This window comes from Vibrio sp. Y58_MX_L22 (genome assembly GCF_024181865.1).
Classification (GTDB): domain Bacteria; phylum Pseudomonadota; class Gammaproteobacteria; order Enterobacterales; family Vibrionaceae; genus Vibrio; species Vibrio alginolyticus.
On record NZ_JAMZAN010000002.1, the window covers coordinates 78,839 to 99,417 of the forward strand.

The following is a 20,579-nucleotide window of genomic DNA, read 5'->3' on the forward strand; positions in this document are numbered from 1 at the left end:
ATCAGATTTGTTTCTTGCTTGTATTTAGATCGGAAAAATCAGCGCCTTATGAGGCAAGACGCTGTTTTAGTAGAAGTGCTGTGAGAATTTCGGTTTCTTCTGCTGCTTTTTGCTCTTCAGCCGCGATTTCAGCGTTTTTGCGCTCGATTTCTGCTTGCTCATCGTTTGCAGCAAGAATCACGCTCTTAGCTTGTGCTACGAACGATTTAGCGACTTCACGCGAACAGTTAAACTCAGCACGACAAAACGCTTCTAGGGACTTCAGCGAATCAACTTCTTGCAGTGCGTCTTTCACGCTTAACAAGTCGATTTTTGCTTTGCGGTCTGCTGCGAATGACACAACCGAAACTTCCCCCAAGTAAGTCACGTTCGTAATCACTCGACCACCTTCTTCTTTCACTGCGTAATCTTCTTTCGATAGCGAATAACCGATAGATAGACCTTTGATAGTGCCGTGACCGATAGCTGCTTTTAAGTCTTCTGCAACTGAGTGCCCTTTTGTTAGCTCACACTCGATAAGCAAGCCGTAATCGTCTTCTTTCATTTCAACGATTTTGCCGACTGGCATTTCATTGTGCTTGTGACCAAACAGCAAAAGCGGCATTTCTGCTGTACCTGCTTTTACTGCTTCGATAACGCCAGCATAAGCACCGCGCTTGATCGTATCGTTGTACGCATCTTGCCCATCCCATACAGATGCATAACCTTTAAAACGGTAGCCATCTTTGCCAGTTGTCTGCATCTTGACTTCTGACAAGGCTAATTCTTTAATTTCCATTTGATTCCTCGGATTGATTTGAAGTTGAGCCGTCAGAAGCGACCATTTGCATTTGCTGACGAAGTTTGTCTGCTTCAGGGTCGTCTTTACGTGGCATATTCAGCTTTTCACGCGCTTCATTCTGCGTAAGTACGCCGTTCTGAACCGATTCGTTGACTGACTTTGATAACGTCGGAAAGTCATACAGTGCGCCAGTCTCGAACTCGACTGTGTACTTCTTGCGCTCTTCACGAGTCATGACATCGAACTGAATTGCATTGACGATTTTGGTCATCAGTGATTTCAAGTCTGTTTTTACCCATGAACGGTAAACGTCTTCGATTTTGTCTGTACGCGCTGCGCTGTTTTCACCCATGTTCAGTAGTGCTAATGGCACACCGAATACACGTGCGATTTCTTCTGATTGAAACTTGCGTGATGCAAGCGTGTTCATGTCTTCGGGCGTTAGCTGGATTGGCGTATAGTCCATTCCATGCTCTATAACCATCGTGGCATGATAACTAGCGACTGAATTTAGTGCTGGTAACACGTTTTTGACTAAATCAGCTTTTTGCTCTTTCGTTAAATTACGTTCAGTTTTCAATACACCACCAGGTTGACCGCCTGATTTGTAGTAATCACCCGTAAATTGATCTTGTGCAGTAGCGATACCAATAGATGAACGATGATAAGCAAGCGGTGAAAGCCCTGTCAGACCGTTACCCATTCCTTTGATATGTAAAATGTCTTTAAACTTATGTGTACGCTCTTCAAACGAACCATCAGCTTCATAAGTTTCCAAGTAAGTGATGTTGCCGAACTTATCTAAATTTGGTGACGTTCTTTGACTCGGCATTACCCACAATGCGACGGGCTCACCTACTGAGTTACGCGCAATACGAGCGTAAAAGTTACCGTGTAACATCAAGTTCAGAATCATCGTTTCTCTGAACTCTTGTCCCGTCATATGTGGGTTTGGTTTATTCTGAATTAAGTCCCACAAGTCGTTTTTAACTTGGGACTTGATACCGTTCTTTGTCTCGTAGACATTAAGCGGCATCGTACCAATAGCTTTCGCAGTCAAATCAATACAGCGATAGACAACGGCAAGTTGCAATGCCGTGTCTTCGTTAATATCTTTTGGCGACGGAAGGTATTGGTCTGGGTAGTTAACTTGACCACCACCTTGCACAGAAGTAGATTTACCCCCGAACATATTGGTAGCCCAACGGAAAAATCCCATGCTCTGACCTCTAATATACGATTATTGGATTGTTTAAGAAGTCGTTGATGTCACCTTCGTCGTTCAGCAAGGCGCGATTAAGCCCCATTAGCATTGCTACTGGTGCATCGATTTTTGCTTCTGCGGTTGGTTTAGCTGGGTAGCAAGTTTTCGCATCGGGGTGCTTCAGAATCACGTTTCCCATCATCCAGTTGAACGCACTGTTTTGTGGGTTTCGTAAGCGTCCAGAAACAACAAGTGCTTCAGTACGTACCATCGGCTCAGTAAATGTCTTCGTTGACTGCGAAACAGTCATGACATTTAAGCCTTCTTGATACAATTTGACTTGTGCGCCAGTTGAACCATACGGGTCAAATACAACTTCTCTTATCGAATATTTAGTAGCGAGATTTTGAACGGTTTGAACGATTGTCTCTTCGTCCATTACATTACCGTCAGTCAATATGATGTCGCCTTTCTCTACAAACTTGGCAAGTAACGATTGGTATGTTGATGAACCTTTGTGAATTGATTCTTCTGGCAACAACATGTGCGGTCTAATGTCGTAAGTACCATCACCAATATCGAATACAGCTACGATTGCGGTAAAGTCGGTTTCACGAGCTAAATCGATGCCAACGTAACAAGGGAAATGCTTCAACTCGTCATCTGGTAATGACTTAGGTGCCGCTTTCCACACGTCCATATCAAGCCACGATTGTCCAGAACTAACCCACATGTTTAAGTGCTTAGTCTTGAACTGAACCAGTGCGCTTGCTTGCTGCTTCGCACGAGTAGCTAAGTCTCTAAGGTCATCGATTGACTTTGAAATACCGAGTGCTGGATTTGCTTTGTACCAAGTTGCTTCGTCGAATACGTCATCACCGTCGTCTATGCCATACATCAATGCAAAGAACGAATCGTTTTCTGTATCGCCACGTAGTAGCGGTTCAAGATATTCTTTCTCTAATGAATAACAGAAACCGTTTAGATTGAATCCCGCAGTAGTGATCGATACTAGTAGTGGTTCTCGACGAGCACCCATTGATGTTTCCATGACACCGTAGATGTCTTCTGTATCAAGTAAGTGAAGCTCATCGATGATCGCTGCTTGCGTGTTCAAACCATCAAGAACGTTCGTATCAGACGACAATGGTTTGTAAAAGCTGTTGTCGTTGCGTTGCTCAATGATTGATTTGTTCGATGTAAAAAACTGCTTCAGAATCGGCGACTTGTTGATCATTTCTGCCGCATCACGCCAACAAATTCGAGCCATGTCGCGAGTACGTGCCGCTGAATAAACTTCAGCACCCGAATCACGCATCATTTCGTTAAGCGCAATACCTGCTGCCATAGTCGATTTAGCTGATTTACGCGGTACAGAAAGGTGTGCCTTTCGGAATCGACGTGTCCAACCTTTAGTGCGCTTTAGCTCGAAACCGTAGATATTGACGATGATAAAGCTATGAAACGGCATTAAGTGAATGCGTTTACCACTCCATTCACCTTTTACATGCGGTAACGAGCTGAAGAACGCGAGTGCTTCAAGTGCTTTTTGCTTGTCAAAGCGAATATAATCGGGTTGTTCTTCACAACGCTGAAGATCAGCTTTGAATCGCTTCATTGCGTTAATGACGTTCTTACAAGCGGGAATTTCGCCCGATAGGATCTGTTCTGCGTAGTCGAAAGCGTCTGAATACGCTTGCTCTGCAATCTCTCTTAATATGATGTTCATGCGATCACCTAAGAGAGTAAGAATTGAGTTACTTTGTCGTCTTTCGGCGCATCTAGTTGATTAGCTTCTGCTTCTAGCTTCTTCGCTTCTGCTGCCAGTTTCTTGCGACGTTCTTTACCAAGTGCAGTCTTGCCCTGCTCTACTTCGATCATTCGAATTTCTTGGTTAATTTCTAGAAAGACTTTCCAAGCGGGGTTTTGTTTTGGAACAGTTTCGCCTTGTGTAGACGTTGTACTGTACACAACTCCTTCTTCAGAAAGTTGTGCGTATAACTCTTCGAGCATACCGTACAGAATGTTAAGGCGAGTCTGGGGAGATTTAGTTATCTTCGCCATGATTACTCTCTTATTAAAAGAAAGTATTTAGATCAAAACGAAAAAAGCCCCGTTACGGGGCTATTTGGCAATAAGGTGTGATTGTAAGAATGATAAAAACAATATGCCGATGGCAGTGATGCTTAATTGATAGGCATAAAAAAAAGACGCTTATGCGTCTTTCGTTTTCATAGATATGACTCTATTTGTTTTAGCTTATCTGATATGACAAGTCTCGATTTGATCCGTATCGCTTCTACTACATCACACTCAGACCAGTCGTTGCTAATTGCTACGATTTCATGATCAATAACGATAAGACTACTGAAAACAGAAACACAGCCTTCCCACCAACCGTGAAATAACTTTAAGCCTGTTTCAACCGTTTCAGCACGACACACTTCATTGACTTCAAGTAATGACTTCAAGCGATCTATTTGTATCCCAGACACAACCCCAACCTTAATTATAATTTTGTATTTTGCACAAACAATATATCAGAATTGTCTAACATAATGCAGTGCTCATACTGACATATCTCACACTAATGTCAGTACACTGAAAAAAATAATTCTGAAAATGTCATTTTTTCGCGAGGAAAGGGCACAGCGAGTTCTCAGAGGGATCGTCTCACCTGAAACGACCCCCCGTCGGTTGCGTTACATTGTCACTAGTTGTAAGTGCCTGATTTTGTGGATATTCGGTGAATGCTACCCTTGACGGGCTTCTTTCTGGTCTTTCGCTGTCTTTATTGCATGACACGCGCTGCACAGACATCTGATGTTATCAGCGTCCCAGAACTGCTCATTAGGTTCGGTCATGTTGATCACCGCAATGATGTGGTCGAACTCGTTGCCAGCTACAACTCTACCTTGTTCGAGACATGACTGGCATAGACTCTTATCACGTTGCCTCACGTGCTCCCTGAGTGCTCGCCAGCGTGCAGTGCTGTAGGGATTGTAACCGAACTTATCGCGTACTCTCTTCGCGTTAGCTGCAAAACTGTTAGCTACTCGCTCGGTGTGCAAGTGCTGGTGGTCATCACAGTAGCCATTGGCAACCCTGTACTTACTACAGCCAGGTGCACAACATGGTTGCTTCTTTTCTAATCTTGCCATAGCTGTTCCCTTTCATAGTCTGTCACGTGCTCAAGTACAACGTCCGGTTGATATAACAACCACTCTTCTCCGTCGCTGTAGATGCTCTCTGCCTGTTTCGTGTCGTACTCATATACAACTGCATTACCTACGACGTTGTGACGCACTGACAACGCTCTCAAGTGCTCACAGAATGCAGTCAGGGAATGTGTATCTGGGATGTGTAGCTTCAGCACTTCGATCATACGTCTGTGCCTCGCTGCGCTCGGTGGGATTCGATAGTAAACAGATAGGTATCGATATTTGTGGGATCAATCGACTGCTCAAACTCTGCCGCGATAAGCTGCAATCGGATATCGATTAATTTGTCTCTCAAACGCTCTGTAGACGGGTTTTCGAAGTCTAGCCCGTGTTTGTTCGTGTATGATGCTTTCAAGCGGAGAATGAAGCTCTCAAGCTCTTCTAGTGTGTTAAATCTCATATTGCTATCTCTTTGTTAGTAATATGAGTATTTATCGCTGTAAGTATCGCAGAAACGACAAAACCGCCATAAGGCGGTCATGTGTGTTGTTAGTTTTGATTAATCTTGCCAGATTGTAGTGCTGACTGTACGCACTTCTGAGAGTGTCAATCTGTACTCTGGCAACGGATAGTGTTCTTGCAACTGCCTGTACACTTCTTCTCTGTTCTCATAAGGCACTTCGATTCTGAAGTAATAACGGTACAAAGGCTTCTCACCTGTCCAGTCTTTGCCTGATGCTTTGGCGACGTTGATTTCGTATCTCATAATATTACCTCTATTCTAGAATCATGGAATTATTAGGCGTAAAAGCAAGCTGAAGCATAGGTGCTGCCATCAATGCAGTACTCAACTGCCGTTAGACCTTTCTCACCTTCTAGATTTTTGTAGATGCAAACACCTTCGTCTGTTTCTGAGTCGTGAACAGCCCAACCGTAAACTGAACCATTCGAGATAGTGATTTTGCCGTCGTAGTCTAGATCTGTAGCTGCTTCGATTAGATGCATGATTTCAGTTGCAAGCTCTTCAGCGACTTCACGCGCCATTGATTGTGATACGTTGTTCATTGTCGCGTTAGCTTCTGCCATAACTGCTTCTAGTGCTGTAGTGCAACGTGACAGATCAACTTCTTCTTCGTAAGCGTTGAATTCGTTACCAGATACGATTTCCCAAGCTTCGTGATAGTAGATCACGTCGTACGTATCCCATTGGTTATCTTGAGCAACGCGCAAGATTTCGTTTGTGATATCGTCGTGATCTAAGTCTGTAGTCAATTCGATCACATCGATAGCGTTAGACATGTTAACTTTGATAGTGTTGTAAACTGAGTTGATTGTAATGTTCATAATGTTCTCGCTTTCAAGTTGTTTAAGTCGTTGTTCGTTTCGATGAGTTAAGATTAGGCTCCATGACCGAAGCCAATCAACCGATTTATCTACGATAAACGTATATTTTATGATTCCTTTGCCACTTCCATCACTTTTTGTAATGTTTTCTTGAAAGCATCTAGACGCTGGCACATTTCTTCGCCGTGTTCGTCTGTTGCTGAGATATACCAATCTTTGTACTTGCCACGACGATCAAACGTGATGTTAGCCATTCCCATGTATTTCATTGCATCTTTTTCAATCTGCTGGCGAGCTTCTTCACCTCGTTGTGCAGATGCGGTTGATTTGATCGCATTACTTACTACGGCAAGATTGCTTACACGTGATCTACGTTTCGGCGTAGTTGCTTCGATGAGTTTCTGGTGTGTTTCGATGTAAAACGATTTGTAAGCGTTCAAACGCGCTTCAGTGGTACTCATAGCTTCGATCTCGTTAATCGCGCTCTGAATAGCTTCTGGCAAGGGTTCTGTCGCTTCGTTTTCTTGCTTCAGAGTTTCGACGACTTGATCAAGCTGTTTCAACTCTTCTGGCGTTGGTGGGTTATCAATATAGTCTTGCTCATCGGCATTTCGTTGCTCTAATTGCTTCGCTTTTTGATGTGCTTCTGGCTCAACCATGAAATACGCAGTAGTCGGTGAATCTAGTAGATCGATGACTTGGTCAAAGTCGTTGTATTCTCTCGGCGAGTATTCAAGACCAAAGTCACCGTATGACTCACGAATCGTAATTGGCGTGCCTAGTTCAAATAGTTCTCTCGCTCTCGATTCTGTCACGTTGTCGAAAGCTGTCTGTCTTTCGATCATTGCCATTTGTTCTTCGGTTAGTTCTGGTGACTCACACAAGCGCAATTTTGTATCTGTGTTTTCTTCTTCGTTGCTCAGAAGCTCGATCAAATCGTCGTATGTACCTACAAAGTCATTTTCAATAGCAAGCGTTTTGATGTCGTTTGCATTGTGTTCGATGTTGCGTAGTTCTTCTTTTAACGTCTCTTTTGCCTCTTTCATTGTCTCGCAAGATACTTCGGCAACGTGTACTGAAGCGTCGCTGTTTTCTTCAAGCATCACATTAGCAGTCAGAACAACTTCATCCGCTTCTAGCCGACCGTAGATGTCAAAGCCTAGAAATTGACCGAAAGTTGCGCCAGATTCTTTAATTTCTTTCATAGTTACGTTTTTCATAATGTGCTCACTTTGTTTAGTCAATGAAAGCGTGTTTCGCTTCGATGTAATGAACTTTAATAGCCAATACCGAATATGAGCAACCGGAAATATACGAATACCGTAGCAATATGAATTTAATGTGACCTTGATCGGCAATTAAAAAACGGTGAAAAAATGGTTAAAAATAGCTTCAACCATTGCTGCGCCTATGCTGAAGTGATATCGAGAAGTAAAAAAATAAGCACTTTTTACATATTTCACCGTCAAACCTTATTTTTAAACATATAGATAAGAGTACAGCGAGAAAAACAAAAACGCTCTGAGCCTTTGATATATCTAGCTTAAATACGGTTTACCCTACTCTTCTCTCTCTTTCCTAAAAAGTTCTAAAAACGCACGCCAAATTTTCAGATCTGCCGTACGATCTTTTAAAAAAAATTTTTGACCCACTTTTCAAAACCATTTTCAGAAAAATCTCTAAAATTCAATGACTCGGCATTGCCACGAATATACATAGAATGGGATTTTCCCTTGTGCTAACATGTCTAGATCAACATTACGGAGATGACATTAATGTTAAATGCCAGCAAGTACGCCAAATCTGTAGGGGTAAGTACTCTTAAAGAAGTTGCAGAAAAAAGCGGTATACCTGTCACAACATTGCACGAATGGGCAGCAATGAAGTCTAAAGTAGGTGCGGAAGGACGCAGATTTGCGTTTGAGGCGGTTTGTGAAAAAGTTGCTCGTGATTCACGAGTAGAAGATGCATCATCACTAGCTCTAGAAGAATATATTGATCAACGTATCCAAGCTGCAATGAAAAAGGCGACAAAGTAAAACATGCTTAGAAAAATGTTTTTAATTGCAGGATGCTCTTTAATGACATTTCAGTTGCAAGCTAGTCCTCTAGCTTGCATTGTAGAAAAAGAGCATGTTTTTAATGGTCTATCGTTTGAAAGAAGCGAACTCCACGAAAAGTCATCTAGTTTCTCAAAAGGTGCAGTCGGTACGATGTTTACGATTGATTTGGCAACTAATCAATTTCGCGGTCAAACTCTAAAACATCATACTTATGAGAGTTCAAACGATGGAACTGTTTATCAATTAATTTCAGATATCAATAAAGCTCTCCCTGTAGCGGTCATAACAGTTAAGAAAAACCTATTTAACGAAGCTGAGATGATCTTTGTAATATCTGAAGGGACAACTACTTACACCGGTCGTTGTCAAAAATAATCAAATAGATTTCCAAGAGTCGCGGTACAGCTTAGCTAGCTGCGACTTTGTGTATTGCTCCAGTACCATCTCAGGGTAAATTTCGTTCAGCAATTCGATCATGTCTGTCTTAGATAGTCGCTTGAACTTCTTCGTCATGTCGTTTGGGTGACTTGGGTATATAGCATTGTCGCTATAATCTGCTTGCCAGTACTGAATCAATCGTACCAACCACTGCACTTCTGCAATCTTAAATCCCTTGAGCCAACCGTGAACGACTCCCTCTACTCTATTGCACATTGAATGCAATGCACCTCGACAATGGCCAGTCGAATGATCATGGTCGCAAACTGCATCTTCTTCTGATAATGGCAAACCACATAAAGCACATTTGTAATCTTGCTTTTTAAGTAGTTCATTTCGGTATTCGTTAAGCTCTTTCGCCTTTAAAACTCTCATCCCTTAAATACTTCTTTTATCTATTAAAGGTGTATTTAATGGCATTCAGTTCAGAACATTTTTTAGTCAAAGAACTCGTATCTCGCGAGACTTATCAACGACACGGCGAACAAGCTATCTATATGCTCGATGACCGTCTTCTACGCACGCTAGACGCACTCAGAAAACGTTTCGGGCCATGTACTATCAACAATTGGTCTTGGGGCGGTTCGTTCAATCAAAGCGGTTTACGCGACGTTTCTTTCTATGGTTCAGTGCCGAAGTTCGAAGCAAGCAGATCTCAGCACAAATTTGGTCGAGCTGCTGACTGTAAGTTCAGAGACTATTCAGCAAGCGAAGTTCGGAAATACGTTTTAGAAAACCCAGACGAATTTCCGTTTATTACTTTCTTAGAAGTCTGCATTAATTGGTTTCACTTCGATGTTCGTAACGGTGATAACATTGTTTGTTGGTCGCCAGAGGATGGCTACGTGAGTAATGAAGAAGTGATTCGCCGGAATCTATAGACGAAAAAAAGCACGCTTATGCGTGCTTTATAGACTTCCAATATTTCAGTACATTGAATTTCCAATTCTGTACTTCCTCTAGATCTCCAATCATTTTAATCCGAGTTTCTAGTTCATCCTCTGTCGAGCGTAGAGAACGAAACATTGATTTCTCGTATACGTATAGCCCATCACCAAATCGACTACTAAACAAACGTTCGAAGAAACCGAGTTTTCGCTTTCGTTCAAACTTTAAACACAATACTTCATTGATACATTCAGGCTTTATGAAATTTAAGAATGCACCCTCAATGAGATAAAAGTGGTTTTCTACTCTATTTGCAGTTGTTTTCGCCCAGAACTCGTCTGACAAATGTTCTGTGTGCGCAAGTGTTATTTTATCAAGATGCTTATCCCAATTACCTTGCGTTAGTTCAACCCAGCTAATTACTTTTATTCGTTCGTTGTTCATTGTCGTCTCTCTTTATTTTCTTAATTTTAGTCTTATTACTTTTCGTAACATTGAACATTAAGCTGACCTGTATTGAACAGTTTAGTGCTTGATAAAAACATACATGTTTTATTTTCGTCGTATTGGGGCGTAAATTCATACACACGTACGTCATTAATACCGTCACCCTCAATTGTATAAGCTACATCGTATTTTATGGTCATATCAGTTTCTGGTTTCATGATAGTTCCGTAAAGAAGCGTACCAATCAGAAGCCCAATCAACATACCTGACATGATTGAACAAAAATAATCTAGTGGTGTTCTCATTGCTTTCTCTCTTTGTTTGGTTCACTAGTATTTAGACCGAAAAAAAGCACGCTTTGTAGCGTGCTTTTCTATTAATGAGTGCGAGTGTATTTGTCCCATACATCCAAACAATGCTCGTACGTTAGCTTAAAACCTTTGTGCGTTGATGCATTGTTAATTGCGTATTGGCGAAGCGTGATTTCAATTTTCTTCACCCACTGCTTGCATTCTAATTTGTTTAACAGATTGTCAGCGTTACTAATAACGAAATATCGAATGCCATCTTCGATACCACGAGATACTAACGAACGCATCAAGTCGATATTGGTTTCGCGTTGTTCTTTTTCCCATAATGCTTTACATACAGAAAAATCAATTTCATCAAGAACAAAACCCACTCGTTGATATTCATAACTGTCAACTGAGTTAACTCCAGATCCTAGCTCACTTTCAACGCACTGCTTTGTGCTATCAATTAGCATACTAATATTTTTGTTCATTGCTTTCTCTCTTTGTTTGTATTCACGTTTATTTAGAAAGAAAAAGTCATCGTGTTTTGCCGACAAAACTGAAAATTCACTGTGTTTGTTATGCTACGCAAGTAATAGTCACACCATACTTGCTCTAAAGATTCACCGAGTTAATATAGGCATCATATGCATACAGACAAATAGTACATTTTATGAACGCTCTCACTACTCCAAATCAAGCATTTGCAAATTGCGCGTACAAAGAAGTCCGAGAAAAGCAAGCAGAAGCCTTTACTAATTATCTAAATTCAAGACCTGGTACTTGTGGTTATGTAGCCAACCTAAATGGCGCATGGGGTACTGGTAAGACGTTTTTTGTCGATAACTGGTGTACAAAGCTCAGTGAACAAGGCTACGTTTCGGTCAAAATAGACGCTTGGGAGTCTGACTACCTAAATGACCCATTAGCAATTGTTACAGCAGAAATACTAACCCAGCTTAAAAAGCGTAGTGGAATGGTAGATTTTGCAGAGAAAGAAAAGCAAATTTTCAGTGCTGGATGGAAGCTAGCGAAAAACTTTTTGCCAGTATTAACTATGGCACTAGGTAAACACTATCTCGGTAAAGATTACGAGTCTCTACTGAAAGAGATAGGCGTATCGGTGAAAGGTACTATTGATGACAACTCTGCCCCTGCCCCAGATTTCGGTGAATTCGGAAAAGAGATGTTCGCAACGCATGAAAAACACAAAGAGTTTGTTCAAACGTTCAAGTCTAATCTGGGTGACTTAGTGAAAGATGCTTGCAAGATATCAGGTAAGGCTAAAGTTTATGTATTCATCGATGAGCTTGACCGTTGCAGACCGACATATGCGATTGAAATGCTCGAAGTAGTGAAACATCTGTTTGATATACCTAATATGGTATTCGTGTTGTCTACTGATACCACCCAGCTAGAGTGTTCTATCAAAGCAGTATATGGTGAAAAGTTTGACTCTGAAGAGTATCTAAGTAGATTTTTTCAACGACGATTATCGCTATCTGAGCCTGACTACCTATCTTTCGTCAAAGCATACGACATGTTTTCTCAAGTCCCTTTTGAGAATCTCAACGTCTTCCCCGAGATCTGCAAAGACTCTGCTCAAGAGGTCTTTGCTTTCTTCTGCGCTGCTCACACAACTTCATTTAGAAGAGCAGAACAAATCAGTGCTCGTGTTGAAGCTGCCTTACTAAGCCTTGATGAAAAAGTGGTGGTATCTATTTTCGAGGTTATGTCAAACATTTTTGGTTATGAGCTCTTTCCGAAGGAGACTTATGAGCTCGAAGAAATTTATACGCCCGTCTCAGGCGAAATAAATCCGAATCGGCGCATTCAACCAAAACATTTGGGGGATCAACTAGGTAGTTACTCATATGAAGTAATCAAAGCTTACGAAGAACTTTGGTGTTCGATAAGGATAATGTCTTATGAAGATGCAGGCTTGAGAAACGGACTCAAAGACGATTGTTTAAAGAGTCTAAATCGTCTAAACGAGAAAACCCTTCGATTTGAGTATGATATGTGGTTTGGTAATCTAGTACGCAGACACATTCGTACCGATGATTGTTTTTTTCAAACTCACTTACAATTAATTGAAGCAGTTTGTGATGGTAAATCTAGCCCCATGGCTCCCGTTGAACTTAACGAATACCTACATCTTTTCGACTCTTTTTCGTAACAAACGTTGCTGTCTCAGTAATGAGAAGTGATTCGTCGGAATCTATAGATCAAAAAAGCCCCGCTGACAAAACGGGGCATGAACTTAACTTAATCGTACACTCACACTCGACATCACAAAGCTCACTTTTGGACATTTCCGTGTCAGTAAATCTACTAAGTTAGATATTTGTGGATGACTCTGAGTAAGGAAAAATGGGACCATAGTCGATTTTATACCTTTATTGCGCGCCTCAATCCCTCAACAAACAACGCCGAGAGTAACGCTGCATTTAGGTCGTTTGACAATACATAAATGAGCAAATCGAAACTGATATTAAACGCTAACCATGACAAGTCATACACACGACGAAGTGCTATGAATTGATAAAATGTGGACTTATTTGCCTTGAATTTAGTTCTTGTGCAATTAATAACTTTTTCTATCTCATTAACTTTGGGGGGACTTGTTGGCTCCAATATCACATATTGAAGGCAGTATTTGTAATATAAAACCTCAAGTATTTTAAACTTAAGTTTTTTCGTAATGAATCCCATTGGTATGTGCATACTTAGGTGCAAGGGTAATCCGTAGCGCTCACTTTCTGATTTTTCACTTTGTAAACTCGGAGGCACTGAAGCCGTCACCAACAAACTTTCTAAAAGTTCAGCGCCGACTATTAGTTCCGTTAGTGTAACTAGAATCCACCTCATACGACTGATACGATCTCGAAGCTTGGGAGACCTGAAAAATACCAGTTTGATATACCCATCTTCATACGTTCTTGTTTTATCGACTACTCTATAGTTTCTATTCATTTGAGTTCTCATAAAGGTATAACGTAGTGCTAAGGTGGGAGTAATGCAATACCGAAACCGGCGCACACCATCTTAACCACTGAAGTCAACGCATGATGAAAACACCACGCGTTGCAAATCATTCTTGAGCAGTTTACCATGGCTCTAATTGTATACACTGTCTATGCTAGTTTTAGAAAAACTTCCAGCTCTGAAGTCATTTAATTCTTTTATCAGTACCATTGCACCTTGTGAATCGAGCATAATTGGCGATTTCTGTGAAGGATTACATGTGCCTAACGAGCAAGTTACAATCTCAAGGTAATGATTAAACTCATTTCCAGAATGGAATGTATACCTATTTTCAATAGTTACGCCCGAATTATCCCAAGACTTTGTAATTGCAATCTCTTTTGTGAACTGATCTTTCCTATCAAGTGCAATTGTGTTCCATTTTAAATACTTTTCTATAGCCTCGATGTTTTCATCGACATATTTACGAGCTATTGAGATACTCGGCTTGACACCGTCACTAGAAGCAAGATAACTATCCATTTTAATGTTTAGTACTTCCTCTCCATCACTCATTTCCAGAAGTGAGACGAATGTAGGACGTGCTTTATACTCTGATAACAAAGAATTGAATTCCAGAGATTGAACGTTAGATGACAGGCGATGCTGTTTACTTACACTTGCACAACCACTAATAGCAGCAACTATTGCCATTGAAACTAAAAACTTTTTCACTTTAATTTTTTCCAAACTAATCAACTAAACAAAACTGAGCCATAACGCTACTTAGGCGAATAATGTTCACCTTTCGTGTTTACATAATGCCGTCTTTGATACACCTCTTCAATTTTTAATCAATAGACTAGTGGCTATATTGTGAGTTTATCCTGCTGAATGACGTTTGATTTCGAGATATGTCTATTATCGGCAACAAATAGCTGCCGTTAAACACTAATCAAGTATATTTAGTATTTCTCTTTGCTGCTCTTGAATAACGTTCTGCGTTGTTTGAATCTCAGTAATACGATTGTTCAAGTTCTCTTTCTCAAGCACGTTGTACGTCGTCACAGCAACGCATACGCCAAACAAAACCCATACAACGATCTCAAGCAGCTTTTGCATTGTCTGCCTCCACTCTCTTGAATCCTTTCATACCGAATTTAATACGTCGTGAAATACATTGCGGCGTTACACCGTAGAATTTTGCAGCGGCTGTTAAGCTTTCAAATTCGCCGTCAGGCGTAGAAACACGGACTCGCTTTCTAATATTCGCCCCTTCCCACGGACGACGTTCTGCACGTTTCAAGTTCTCAGAGTGCGTAGTTGCTTCAAGTGAACTACGACGATTATCGAGCTTATTTGAGCGACAATGATCAGCAACCATTCTCGTCTTGCTACCGTAACCGAAAAGAACAACACGACTTAACGTTGTACAAGTCGATTTGCCAGTTGATTTGTCGTAAACAACTGTTTGTACGTATTCATTTTTCGAACCCTGTTTACGGTTCTTGTAAAGAGTGTAACGCCACAAGCAGTTAGCGACTGTGAACAAATCAGACAAGTCGATGATCGTGTACTTCATCGGCTGAGTCGGAGTTGAGATATCAAGCACACACCAGTTATGAATCGAATCGATGTAAATCGGCTTCTTGTGTTTGTTCATGCCTTTATCAAGCACTTTAGTTACGACGAAGTTTGCTTCTAAGTTTTTGATGCTCTCAAGAACAGTAATGTCAATATTGTTAGTCATTCAGATTTTCTCTCTTTTGTTGAATCTGAATGTATTTAGAAAAGTAAAAATGAGGTTATAACGCTAGATGTAAACAAAACCAGTTCAAAACCGTCTAGAAAGCTCTCTAAGCCCTTGAAGAATCTAGCAAGTACGATTTATCGAAATAATTTTAAAAATATCTCTGAAGAGCATACAAGAAGCATTTCAAGCTGATCTACCAACGATACTCAAGTCGAAATCTGTACAGCAACAAATGATTCATTTCAGCCAGTTAAAACCGCTTTAGAAGCTCTTACAAGCGATTTAGTTTGAATTGAAAGTTAAGCGAAGCGGCAGAATTTGGAGCACCGCAGGTGCGACGGGCGAAGCCCCAATTGAAGACCAGTCGAGAACCTACCAGTAGAACTACCAGTACCATCTACTTGAAAGAAAGCGAAGCGACCAAGAGATCTACTAAGCCGTCTCTTAATATTATTAATAACTTTCTTTTCGCTTCGCTCCTTTCATTCCTTTCATTAGCTATTTCTTTTGCGACTTGTACTATAGCTATAGCTAGTTAAAATTGCATTACGAACTGCTTACGAACTGCTATAAACTACTTACGAACTGCTGATTGATTAACGATTTTGCATCATGAACTGCTTGCGAACTGCTATGTCACATCATCGAATGTGGAATTGCGAACTGCTTACGAACTGCGTAAATTGATGTTTTGTTTAACGATGCCGCCATTGGCTTTAAAATAATTTCAACTTTTTTGCGAAAATCACCGGAATCTTGATTCTGCTCGATATAAATAAAAATGTAGAAACAAGAAACGAGAACAACATGAGAATCAAGAAGCCACGCAAAACGCCAGAACAGAAGCAAGAGATCTACGACGTATACACATACGGTGATATGACTGTGCTTGAGATAAGCAAGACTTACAAGATATCAACTGCGACCATCTACAAAATTGTGAGAGAACTAGAGAATGCAAAAAATGAGTAATACATCAACTGTCCGCGCAAAGTTGCGCAACGACTTACTAGAACAATTTCATGACAGCGGCGATAAACGTTCACTGTCACAACTACTCAATATTCTATTAGAGCGCCACTTGTGCGCAAAGGAAACACATGAAAAAGCTAACACTATTCGTTAACCGCAATAACTACACACTTCGATTCCAAGATTTCATCAGTAAGAAAAAGAACACGACACACGCTAGTTCGATCATTACTTTTTACGAATCATTCCCTGTTTCGCTGCTCAACTGCGGTGACAAAGCTAAAACTCAAACATTAAAACGTAGACTTGAACGCAACATTAGCTTGAGCGACGTATACGTAGCCGTTGATTCGAATCACTTGCTTGCCTTCGATCCTTCAAAAAGCATTGCTATTGCCTACGACTTTGAATCGCGCGAGCTATACGCTGCATCTTGCTCGAACGGCGATTATAACGATGAAAAAGATTCGTTCACGTTCAATGCAGATGCGAGCCTAGTTACTCGCGTAACTATTGATCGTCTATTCGCAACAAAGCCGTTCATCGACCCAAGAAAAGATGAGCTTTCGATACTACGTAAGCAAGTAGCTGACCTACAGAAACAAAATGATGAGAAAGATATTATGATTGCCGAACTACAGAAAATCGCTGCTGAGTACAAAGAGCTTGTAGCAGCAAAGCAAAGCTTACAACGCCAGCTTGAAGAAGAACAAGCACACAGTGCGTCTCTAAGCGAAGAGAACGCGAAACTTCGTCAACTAGCACAGTCACTAAGAAAGAACGAAAACGTTGAATCTGAAGCTGTACAAGAGCAAGTAGTTAGTATTCACGAAGAGTCGCATGTTGATTCAGATGTTGTAGAACTGCCAGCATTAGCAGAAGTACAAGAATGGTCTAAGCGTCTTCAGTGTATTCTTAACGGCGATTACGATAATGATAAAGACATGTCTAGCAGCAAGAGACTAGAGCTAGTTTGCGAACGATTGATTGAATTTAAGAACGCGCATTGTCTCCCAACTTCAGATCAGCGTGTACGTGAAAAGCCACAAGAAACTATCGACTTGCTAATCAAGCAGTACGAACTCGCTTAACCGACATTCTTCGCGAGTACCCATGTTTCGTTGCCAAACTTAATGATCGGGTACTGAATCGAGATATAGACTTCATAGCCACATCTAGAGCATTTGTGCGGGTATTGCTTGGTTTGATACGGTGATAGCACTTCCCTAGAATCGTCATAACGAAAGACACCACGACTACATTTCTCGCATGTCATTTCAACTACTTCGGCTTTAATTTGCTTAGATCTGGTGTGCTCACGTGATTTCATAGTCAATACCTCTTGTGATATTGCCATGATAACAAATACTGTATGTTTGTACAGTTCGATAATAAAGCCCCGTTTAAGGGGCTGTCGTTTCTTCGTCTGAGTCGTTACTAGCAAAAGCAAGTAGCCCGCTTTTGTCTTCAACTGGGTTCAGTTTTCGTGATACGCGCTCATAATGGTCTTGTGATAAAGATTTCTGGTATTCATAGATACCATTTGAAAAATACACACAAGCTACATTATCGCCTGCATCTTTTGTACGTCCAACGTGTACGGTGTAATCGCTTGGTACTAAGTCAGTAGGATCAACTTCGAATTCAACGTAGCTATCGATTTCACATAGTTCTTGCTCGACTTCAAGCATGGAACTGTAAATCGTCTTGATTAGTTCGTCAGTCGCTTTGATGTCTGTTTTGAACGTATGCGTTTCTTCTACCCCATCGACTAATAGATCTAATGTCCCACCTTTGATTACAACTTGTTTGCTGTGTTCTCGTTTAGGTTTCGTTAATTTGACCGATTTCAGATAAACTCGTTGATCATTAGCACATAGATTACCGCGCATCTTTCGTGCCATTTTGAGATCATCTTTTGTTATCTCACAAATGTAATCATCGTCAGCATCTTTCGGAATATTATAGCCGTAATTAAAGACATCACCGCGCTCCCAGAGCTTGCAATTGACTTTGTAAGTGTTTTCATCGATATCGAAATAGATCGCTTGATCTTGTTCGACAAACCTACCCTGTGCTTGAGTTCGTCTATGACGTGAACGTTTACTGAAGCCAAGACCAAGAATTTGCTTACAAACACTATCAAACTCATTGATTACGTACTCGCCGTGCTCTAAGCCGTGTTCGTAATAAACTTTTAGAGTGAACAGAATGCTACTGTCGTTTACTCGTTGACGTGAAGGTCTCTTGTAGAATTGTAGATATCCGTCGTTGGCTATGAAGTATTCAAATTTATGCTTACAAACAACTTTCGCTAGTTCTTCTGTTATCAGCACTGTTCTTCCTCAAATTCCCTGAACAAGTATTCTTGCGTAAATATGCCGTGTTCTGTTTCGTATTTGATCACATTATTCTCAGCATCGACTTTGCCTAAGCATGGGGTGAAGACTTGCTTGTGACTCGATAAGCGAAAGTTTCTACCCATTAGAAGATTCACTAAATCTGGAAAGTTAGGCAGTACGTAGTGTCCATCTGGCATACCTATCTCGCCGTGAAATTCTACTTCGATGTTTATTGTTGCGTAATCGTCACTCAAATACGTGTTATCAAGAATGAGCTTATTGCCACGTACATCAAAGTTTTGTACGTCATGTGCGATAATAAAATCGGCTAATTTACTCGTTATCAGCATATCTACACCTTGTACTTGCCAGCGGGTAATTCGTTTACATTGTTCTCATCACCTATCGCCCAATCAGGTTTCGGCTCTTTTGAGTCTTTGTAAACAATATCCCATTTTTCATCGATACCTTTTCGACCACCAAGAAACTTAGCGTAAGCGACGCGGTACTTGTTGATCTCACCCGACAAGTACAGATCACGCCACGGCTCTTTCTTGAGCGTATTTGCGTTAATTGTTCTCAAGATATAATCTTCGTAATAAAACTTCGGTTCTTGTGGCTGTTTTGGTGTTTCTGGGTTCAGTTCTGTAACTTGATTCTCTTTAGCGATTCGAATACCGAACGCTTCAGCTATCTGTTCGTTTGTAATTCGACATTTCTCAGCATCGATTTTGAACTGTTTTAATACATCGTCTTGCGCTTGCTTCAGTAACGAATCGATCTTTTCCTGTGTGTCTTGAAGAACGTCTTCTAGGTGTTCAAGTTGTTCTAATACGCTCAAATCAGACTGTTTGCTCTCTTCTTTTGCTTCCATTTGGCATCTCTTCTGTTCAAACCTGAAAAGCAGCCCGAAGGCTGCTTTTCTGTTCTGCGTAGCTTACTTGCTGTTCACAATCTCTGTTACTTTCGCTTGAAGTTCAGGGTTCGCAGCTACAAGGTCGCGCATTTTTTGCAAACCTGCTTGCTCTGCTTCTAAGTCCCACTCTTGTGCAAGTGCTTCTTCAAGCTCTGCTTCAGAGATTTCACCGTTCACAAAGTCTAGTGTCGTTTCTGCTGCAAAGCTGTAGTGACCGTGACTTGCGTACGGGTGTTCGCCGCCTTCAAGTTCTTTCACTACTGTGTCGAATAGTTCGTCGTCGTTGCTTTTCAAGAACAAAAAACCTTTACACGTTGTCGTTTCAACGTTGTATTTCTCTTCTACGTGCTTTTGTACCAAGCCTAGTACTGTTTCGTTTGCGTTGTAGTATACGTCTACCGAATAGCTCATTCTTTCTCTCTCTATTGTTACTACTATAAAATCAAAAACTTCGATTATCGTACACTTTAATACAATAAGCGTATATACATCAACGATAACAACTATTTTTAATAGCTAAGTCAATAAATGAGGTTAGGGTTAAGAAATGACTAAGAGAGATTGATATTGTTTTCGGTTATGCATAGTTACGTGGGGTGGCCGATGTAAATTTTTTCTACTTGTATTAAAATCAATATGACACTAAACACATTGCAATCAGGGACTTTAATATGTTTAAAAATTGTTTACCGCCTCTAATTTGTTCGTTGATTGTCGGTTGTTCATCTAGTTCGGCTGGTACAAATTTACCAGTTAGAGTGATCAATCAAACGATGGCAGAACAATGTAGTTTTATTGGAAGTGTTTCTGGTACTGAAGTCATGAGTTTGACTGTTGATCGGAATATAGAATTAGCAAGGCTAAATGCCGCAGAAGAAGCAGTAAGAATCGGAGCAAACTCAGCAGTCATAGTAGACTCTGAGGTTACAGCCAACGGCAACGCAGCAACTGTAATGATGGATGCTTACCTTTGTGAATAATAAACTCAATTAAGATATTGCCATTGAGAC

General features: G+C 40.8%; 30 protein-coding genes. 7 read left to right on the plus strand and 23 right to left on the minus strand.

The features are described from left to right. Nucleotides 1-46 precede the first annotated feature (46 nt). The 11 genes from NL626_RS05505 to NL626_RS05555 form a co-directional block, all read right to left on the minus strand. Nucleotides 47-778: an HK97 family phage prohead protease gene (locus NL626_RS05505; protein WP_253657076.1), complete on the minus strand. Its 732-nt coding sequence runs from the start codon at nt 776-778 to the stop codon at nt 47-49. Further along, nucleotides 768-1,973: a phage portal protein gene (locus NL626_RS05510; protein ID WP_253657077.1), complete on the minus strand. Its 1,206-nt coding sequence runs from the start codon at nt 1,971-1,973 to the stop codon at nt 768-770. The genes NL626_RS05505 and NL626_RS05510 overlap by 11 nt, the downstream gene beginning before the upstream one ends. Nucleotides 1,974-2,010: 37 nt before the next feature. Continuing rightward, on the minus strand, nt 2,011-3,714 hold the full coding sequence (locus NL626_RS05515; protein WP_253657078.1) for a terminase large subunit: 1,704 nt from the start codon (nt 3,712-3,714) through the stop codon (nt 2,011-2,013). Nucleotides 3,715-3,722: 8 nt separating this feature from the next. Beyond that, nucleotides 3,723-4,049, minus strand: coding sequence for a hypothetical protein (locus NL626_RS05520; RefSeq protein WP_253657079.1), 327 nt, complete (start codon nt 4,047-4,049; stop codon nt 3,723-3,725). A 167-nt stretch (nt 4,050-4,216) separates the two neighbouring features. Continuing rightward, nucleotides 4,217-4,480 carry a hypothetical protein gene (locus NL626_RS05525; protein WP_253657080.1) on the minus strand — a complete coding sequence of 88 codons (264 nt, stop codon included), beginning with the start codon at nt 4,478-4,480 and terminating at the stop codon, nt 4,217-4,219. 258 nt (nt 4,481-4,738) lie between these two features. Beyond that, nucleotides 4,739-5,146: an HNH endonuclease gene (locus tag NL626_RS05530; RefSeq protein WP_213965212.1), complete on the minus strand. Its 408-nt coding sequence runs from the start codon at nt 5,144-5,146 to the stop codon at nt 4,739-4,741. After that, a complete protein-coding gene (locus NL626_RS05535; protein WP_077281029.1) occupies nt 5,134-5,370 on the minus strand; it encodes a hypothetical protein in 237 nt (78 codons plus the stop codon). The genes NL626_RS05530 and NL626_RS05535 overlap by 13 nt, the downstream gene beginning before the upstream one ends. Further along, complete coding sequence (locus NL626_RS05540) at nt 5,367-5,606, minus strand: hypothetical protein (RefSeq protein ID WP_077281028.1); 240 nt, start codon at nt 5,604-5,606, stop codon at nt 5,367-5,369. The genes NL626_RS05535 and NL626_RS05540 overlap by 4 nt, the downstream gene beginning before the upstream one ends. Nucleotides 5,607-5,705: 99 nt before the next feature. Further along, nucleotides 5,706-5,912 carry a hypothetical protein gene (locus NL626_RS05545; protein WP_253657081.1) on the minus strand — a complete coding sequence of 69 codons (207 nt, stop codon included), beginning with the start codon at nt 5,910-5,912 and terminating at the stop codon, nt 5,706-5,708. Nucleotides 5,913-5,944: 32 nt separating this feature from the next. Further along, nucleotides 5,945-6,490 carry a hypothetical protein gene (locus NL626_RS05550; protein WP_213899924.1) on the minus strand — a complete coding sequence of 182 codons (546 nt, stop codon included), beginning with the start codon at nt 6,488-6,490 and terminating at the stop codon, nt 5,945-5,947. 107 nt (nt 6,491-6,597) lie between these two features. Beyond that, nucleotides 6,598-7,710 (minus strand): hypothetical protein, encoded by a 1,113-nt coding sequence (locus NL626_RS05555; RefSeq protein ID WP_253657082.1) that lies wholly within the window; start codon nt 7,708-7,710, stop codon nt 6,598-6,600. A 555-nt stretch (nt 7,711-8,265) separates the two neighbouring features. Here NL626_RS05555 and NL626_RS05560 point away from each other — a divergent pair. Further along, nucleotides 8,266-8,529 (plus strand): hypothetical protein, encoded by a 264-nt coding sequence (locus tag NL626_RS05560; protein ID WP_140199259.1) that lies wholly within the window; start codon nt 8,266-8,268, stop codon nt 8,527-8,529. 42 nt (nt 8,530-8,571) lie between these two features. Further along, entirely contained in the window at nt 8,572-8,928 is a 357-nt protein-coding gene (locus NL626_RS05565; RefSeq protein WP_253657083.1) for a hypothetical protein, read from the plus strand. Here the strand turns inward: NL626_RS05565 and NL626_RS05570 are convergent, their stop codons facing one another. Beyond that, nucleotides 8,929-9,366 (minus strand): endonuclease domain-containing protein, encoded by a 438-nt coding sequence (locus NL626_RS05570; protein ID WP_140145141.1) that lies wholly within the window; start codon nt 9,364-9,366, stop codon nt 8,929-8,931. A gap of 38 nt (nt 9,367-9,404) precedes the next feature. On the opposite strand from NL626_RS05570, the gene NL626_RS05575 reads away from it, so the two are divergent. After that, nucleotides 9,405-9,872, plus strand: coding sequence for a hypothetical protein (locus tag NL626_RS05575; protein ID WP_253657084.1), 468 nt, complete (start codon nt 9,405-9,407; stop codon nt 9,870-9,872). 16 nt (nt 9,873-9,888) lie between these two features. On the opposite strand, the gene NL626_RS05580 is transcribed toward NL626_RS05575, so the two are convergent. The 3 genes from NL626_RS05580 to NL626_RS05590 all read right to left on the minus strand — a co-directional run bounded on the left by NL626_RS05580 (nt 9,889) and on the right by NL626_RS05590 (nt 11,110). Next, the gene (locus NL626_RS05580) at nt 9,889-10,323 is read right to left on the minus strand and encodes a hypothetical protein (RefSeq protein WP_253657085.1); all 435 of its coding nucleotides are present in this window, start codon (nt 10,321-10,323) and stop codon (nt 9,889-9,891) included. 35 nt (nt 10,324-10,358) lie between these two features. After that, the gene (locus tag NL626_RS05585) at nt 10,359-10,631 is read right to left on the minus strand and encodes a hypothetical protein (protein ID WP_253657086.1); all 273 of its coding nucleotides are present in this window, start codon (nt 10,629-10,631) and stop codon (nt 10,359-10,361) included. Between the two features lie 71 nt (nt 10,632-10,702). Then, the gene (locus NL626_RS05590; protein WP_248394147.1) at nt 10,703-11,110 is read right to left on the minus strand and encodes a hypothetical protein; all 408 of its coding nucleotides are present in this window, start codon (nt 11,108-11,110) and stop codon (nt 10,703-10,705) included. A gap of 182 nt (nt 11,111-11,292) precedes the next feature. On the opposite strand from NL626_RS05590, the gene NL626_RS05595 reads away from it, so the two are divergent. Continuing rightward, a complete protein-coding gene (locus tag NL626_RS05595; protein ID WP_253657087.1) occupies nt 11,293-12,798 on the plus strand; it encodes a P-loop NTPase fold protein in 1,506 nt (501 codons plus the stop codon). 941 nt (nt 12,799-13,739) lie between these two features. Here NL626_RS05595 and NL626_RS05605 read toward each other — a convergent pair. The 3 genes from NL626_RS05605 to NL626_RS05615 form a co-directional block, all read right to left on the minus strand. After that, a complete protein-coding gene (locus tag NL626_RS05605; RefSeq protein WP_253657088.1) occupies nt 13,740-14,336 on the minus strand; it encodes a hypothetical protein in 597 nt (198 codons plus the stop codon). 201 nt (nt 14,337-14,537) lie between these two features. Continuing rightward, entirely contained in the window at nt 14,538-14,708 is a 171-nt protein-coding gene (locus NL626_RS05610; protein ID WP_253657089.1) for a hypothetical protein, read from the minus strand. After that, nucleotides 14,692-15,336 carry a hypothetical protein gene (locus tag NL626_RS05615; protein WP_253657090.1) on the minus strand — a complete coding sequence of 215 codons (645 nt, stop codon included), beginning with the start codon at nt 15,334-15,336 and terminating at the stop codon, nt 14,692-14,694. The genes NL626_RS05610 and NL626_RS05615 overlap by 17 nt, the downstream gene beginning before the upstream one ends. Nucleotides 15,337-16,146: 810 nt before the next feature. Between NL626_RS05615 and NL626_RS05620 the strand changes: the two genes are divergently transcribed. Beyond that, on the plus strand, nt 16,147-16,311 hold the full coding sequence (locus NL626_RS05620; protein ID WP_253657091.1) for a hypothetical protein: 165 nt from the start codon (nt 16,147-16,149) through the stop codon (nt 16,309-16,311). A 128-nt stretch (nt 16,312-16,439) separates the two neighbouring features. Further along, the gene (locus tag NL626_RS05625) at nt 16,440-17,402 is read left to right on the plus strand and encodes a hypothetical protein (protein ID WP_253657092.1); all 963 of its coding nucleotides are present in this window, start codon (nt 16,440-16,442) and stop codon (nt 17,400-17,402) included. Here the strand turns inward: NL626_RS05625 and NL626_RS05630 are convergent. The 5 genes from NL626_RS05630 to NL626_RS05650 all read right to left on the minus strand — a co-directional run bounded on the left by NL626_RS05630 (nt 17,399) and on the right by NL626_RS05650 (nt 19,980). After that, the gene (locus NL626_RS05630) at nt 17,399-17,641 is read right to left on the minus strand and encodes a hypothetical protein (protein ID WP_140126011.1); all 243 of its coding nucleotides are present in this window, start codon (nt 17,639-17,641) and stop codon (nt 17,399-17,401) included. The genes NL626_RS05625 and NL626_RS05630 overlap by 4 nt on opposite strands. Before the next feature lie 73 nt (nt 17,642-17,714). Then, on the minus strand, nt 17,715-18,647 hold the full coding sequence (locus NL626_RS05635) for a hypothetical protein (RefSeq protein WP_253657093.1): 933 nt from the start codon (nt 18,645-18,647) through the stop codon (nt 17,715-17,717). After that, entirely contained in the window at nt 18,641-19,003 is a 363-nt protein-coding gene (locus NL626_RS05640; RefSeq protein ID WP_253657094.1) for a hypothetical protein, read from the minus strand. The genes NL626_RS05635 and NL626_RS05640 overlap by 7 nt, the downstream gene beginning before the upstream one ends. A gap of 2 nt (nt 19,004-19,005) precedes the next feature. Continuing rightward, nucleotides 19,006-19,527: a hypothetical protein gene (locus NL626_RS05645; protein WP_253657095.1), complete on the minus strand. Its 522-nt coding sequence runs from the start codon at nt 19,525-19,527 to the stop codon at nt 19,006-19,008. A gap of 63 nt (nt 19,528-19,590) precedes the next feature. Further along, nucleotides 19,591-19,980: a hypothetical protein gene (locus NL626_RS05650; protein ID WP_213965197.1), complete on the minus strand. Its 390-nt coding sequence runs from the start codon at nt 19,978-19,980 to the stop codon at nt 19,591-19,593. 260 nt (nt 19,981-20,240) lie between these two features. Between NL626_RS05650 and NL626_RS05655 the strand changes: the two genes are divergently transcribed. Continuing rightward, nucleotides 20,241-20,549, plus strand: coding sequence for a hypothetical protein (locus NL626_RS05655; protein ID WP_213965196.1), 309 nt, complete (start codon nt 20,241-20,243; stop codon nt 20,547-20,549). Nucleotides 20,550-20,579: the final 30 nt, after the last annotated feature.

What these genes read in the sequence shown, in the direction of transcription:
- NL626_RS05505 (WP_253657076.1), bottom strand. Translation starts at nt 778, where the DNA reads ATGGAAATTAAAGAATTAGCCTTGTCAGAAGTCAAGATGCAGACAACT.
- NL626_RS05510 (WP_253657077.1), bottom strand. Translation starts at nt 1,973, where the DNA reads ATGTTCGGGGGTAAATCTACTTCTGTGCAAGGTGGTGGTCAAGTTAAC.
- NL626_RS05515 (WP_253657078.1), bottom strand. Translation starts at nt 3,714, where the DNA reads ATGAACATCATATTAAGAGAGATTGCAGAGCAAGCGTATTCAGACGCT.
- NL626_RS05520 (WP_253657079.1), bottom strand. Translation starts at nt 4,049, where the DNA reads ATGGCGAAGATAACTAAATCTCCCCAGACTCGCCTTAACATTCTGTAC.
- NL626_RS05530 (WP_213965212.1), bottom strand. Translation starts at nt 5,146, where the DNA reads ATGGCAAGATTAGAAAAGAAGCAACCATGTTGTGCACCTGGCTGTAGT.
- NL626_RS05535 (WP_077281029.1), bottom strand. Translation starts at nt 5,370, where the DNA reads ATGATCGAAGTGCTGAAGCTACACATCCCAGATACACATTCCCTGACT.
- NL626_RS05540 (WP_077281028.1), bottom strand. Translation starts at nt 5,606, where the DNA reads ATGAGATTTAACACACTAGAAGAGCTTGAGAGCTTCATTCTCCGCTTG.
- NL626_RS05545 (WP_253657081.1), bottom strand. Translation starts at nt 5,912, where the DNA reads ATGAGATACGAAATCAACGTCGCCAAAGCATCAGGCAAAGACTGGACA.
- NL626_RS05550 (WP_213899924.1), bottom strand. Translation starts at nt 6,490, where the DNA reads ATGAACATTACAATCAACTCAGTTTACAACACTATCAAAGTTAACATG.
- NL626_RS05555 (WP_253657082.1), bottom strand. Translation starts at nt 7,710, where the DNA reads ATGAAAAACGTAACTATGAAAGAAATTAAAGAATCTGGCGCAACTTTC.
- NL626_RS05560 (WP_140199259.1), top strand. Translation starts at nt 8,266, where the DNA reads ATGTTAAATGCCAGCAAGTACGCCAAATCTGTAGGGGTAAGTACTCTT.
- NL626_RS05565 (WP_253657083.1), top strand. Translation starts at nt 8,572, where the DNA reads ATGACATTTCAGTTGCAAGCTAGTCCTCTAGCTTGCATTGTAGAAAAA.
- NL626_RS05570 (WP_140145141.1), bottom strand. Translation starts at nt 9,366, where the DNA reads ATGAGAGTTTTAAAGGCGAAAGAGCTTAACGAATACCGAAATGAACTA.
- NL626_RS05575 (WP_253657084.1), top strand. Translation starts at nt 9,405, where the DNA reads ATGGCATTCAGTTCAGAACATTTTTTAGTCAAAGAACTCGTATCTCGC.
- NL626_RS05580 (WP_253657085.1), bottom strand. Translation starts at nt 10,323, where the DNA reads ATGAACAACGAACGAATAAAAGTAATTAGCTGGGTTGAACTAACGCAA.
- NL626_RS05585 (WP_253657086.1), bottom strand. Translation starts at nt 10,631, where the DNA reads ATGAGAACACCACTAGATTATTTTTGTTCAATCATGTCAGGTATGTTG.
- NL626_RS05590 (WP_248394147.1), bottom strand. Translation starts at nt 11,110, where the DNA reads ATGAACAAAAATATTAGTATGCTAATTGATAGCACAAAGCAGTGCGTT.
- NL626_RS05595 (WP_253657087.1), top strand. Translation starts at nt 11,293, where the DNA reads ATGAACGCTCTCACTACTCCAAATCAAGCATTTGCAAATTGCGCGTAC.
- NL626_RS05610 (WP_253657089.1), bottom strand. Translation starts at nt 14,708, where the DNA reads ATGCAAAAGCTGCTTGAGATCGTTGTATGGGTTTTGTTTGGCGTATGC.
- NL626_RS05615 (WP_253657090.1), bottom strand. Translation starts at nt 15,336, where the DNA reads ATGACTAACAATATTGACATTACTGTTCTTGAGAGCATCAAAAACTTA.
- NL626_RS05620 (WP_253657091.1), top strand. Translation starts at nt 16,147, where the DNA reads ATGAGAATCAAGAAGCCACGCAAAACGCCAGAACAGAAGCAAGAGATC.
- NL626_RS05625 (WP_253657092.1), top strand. Translation starts at nt 16,440, where the DNA reads ATGAAAAAGCTAACACTATTCGTTAACCGCAATAACTACACACTTCGA.
- NL626_RS05630 (WP_140126011.1), bottom strand. Translation starts at nt 17,641, where the DNA reads ATGAAATCACGTGAGCACACCAGATCTAAGCAAATTAAAGCCGAAGTA.
- NL626_RS05640 (WP_253657094.1), bottom strand. Translation starts at nt 19,003, where the DNA reads ATGCTGATAACGAGTAAATTAGCCGATTTTATTATCGCACATGACGTA.
- NL626_RS05645 (WP_253657095.1), bottom strand. Translation starts at nt 19,527, where the DNA reads ATGGAAGCAAAAGAAGAGAGCAAACAGTCTGATTTGAGCGTATTAGAA.
- NL626_RS05650 (WP_213965197.1), bottom strand. Translation starts at nt 19,980, where the DNA reads ATGAGCTATTCGGTAGACGTATACTACAACGCAAACGAAACAGTACTA.
- NL626_RS05655 (WP_213965196.1), top strand. Translation starts at nt 20,241, where the DNA reads ATGTTTAAAAATTGTTTACCGCCTCTAATTTGTTCGTTGATTGTCGGT.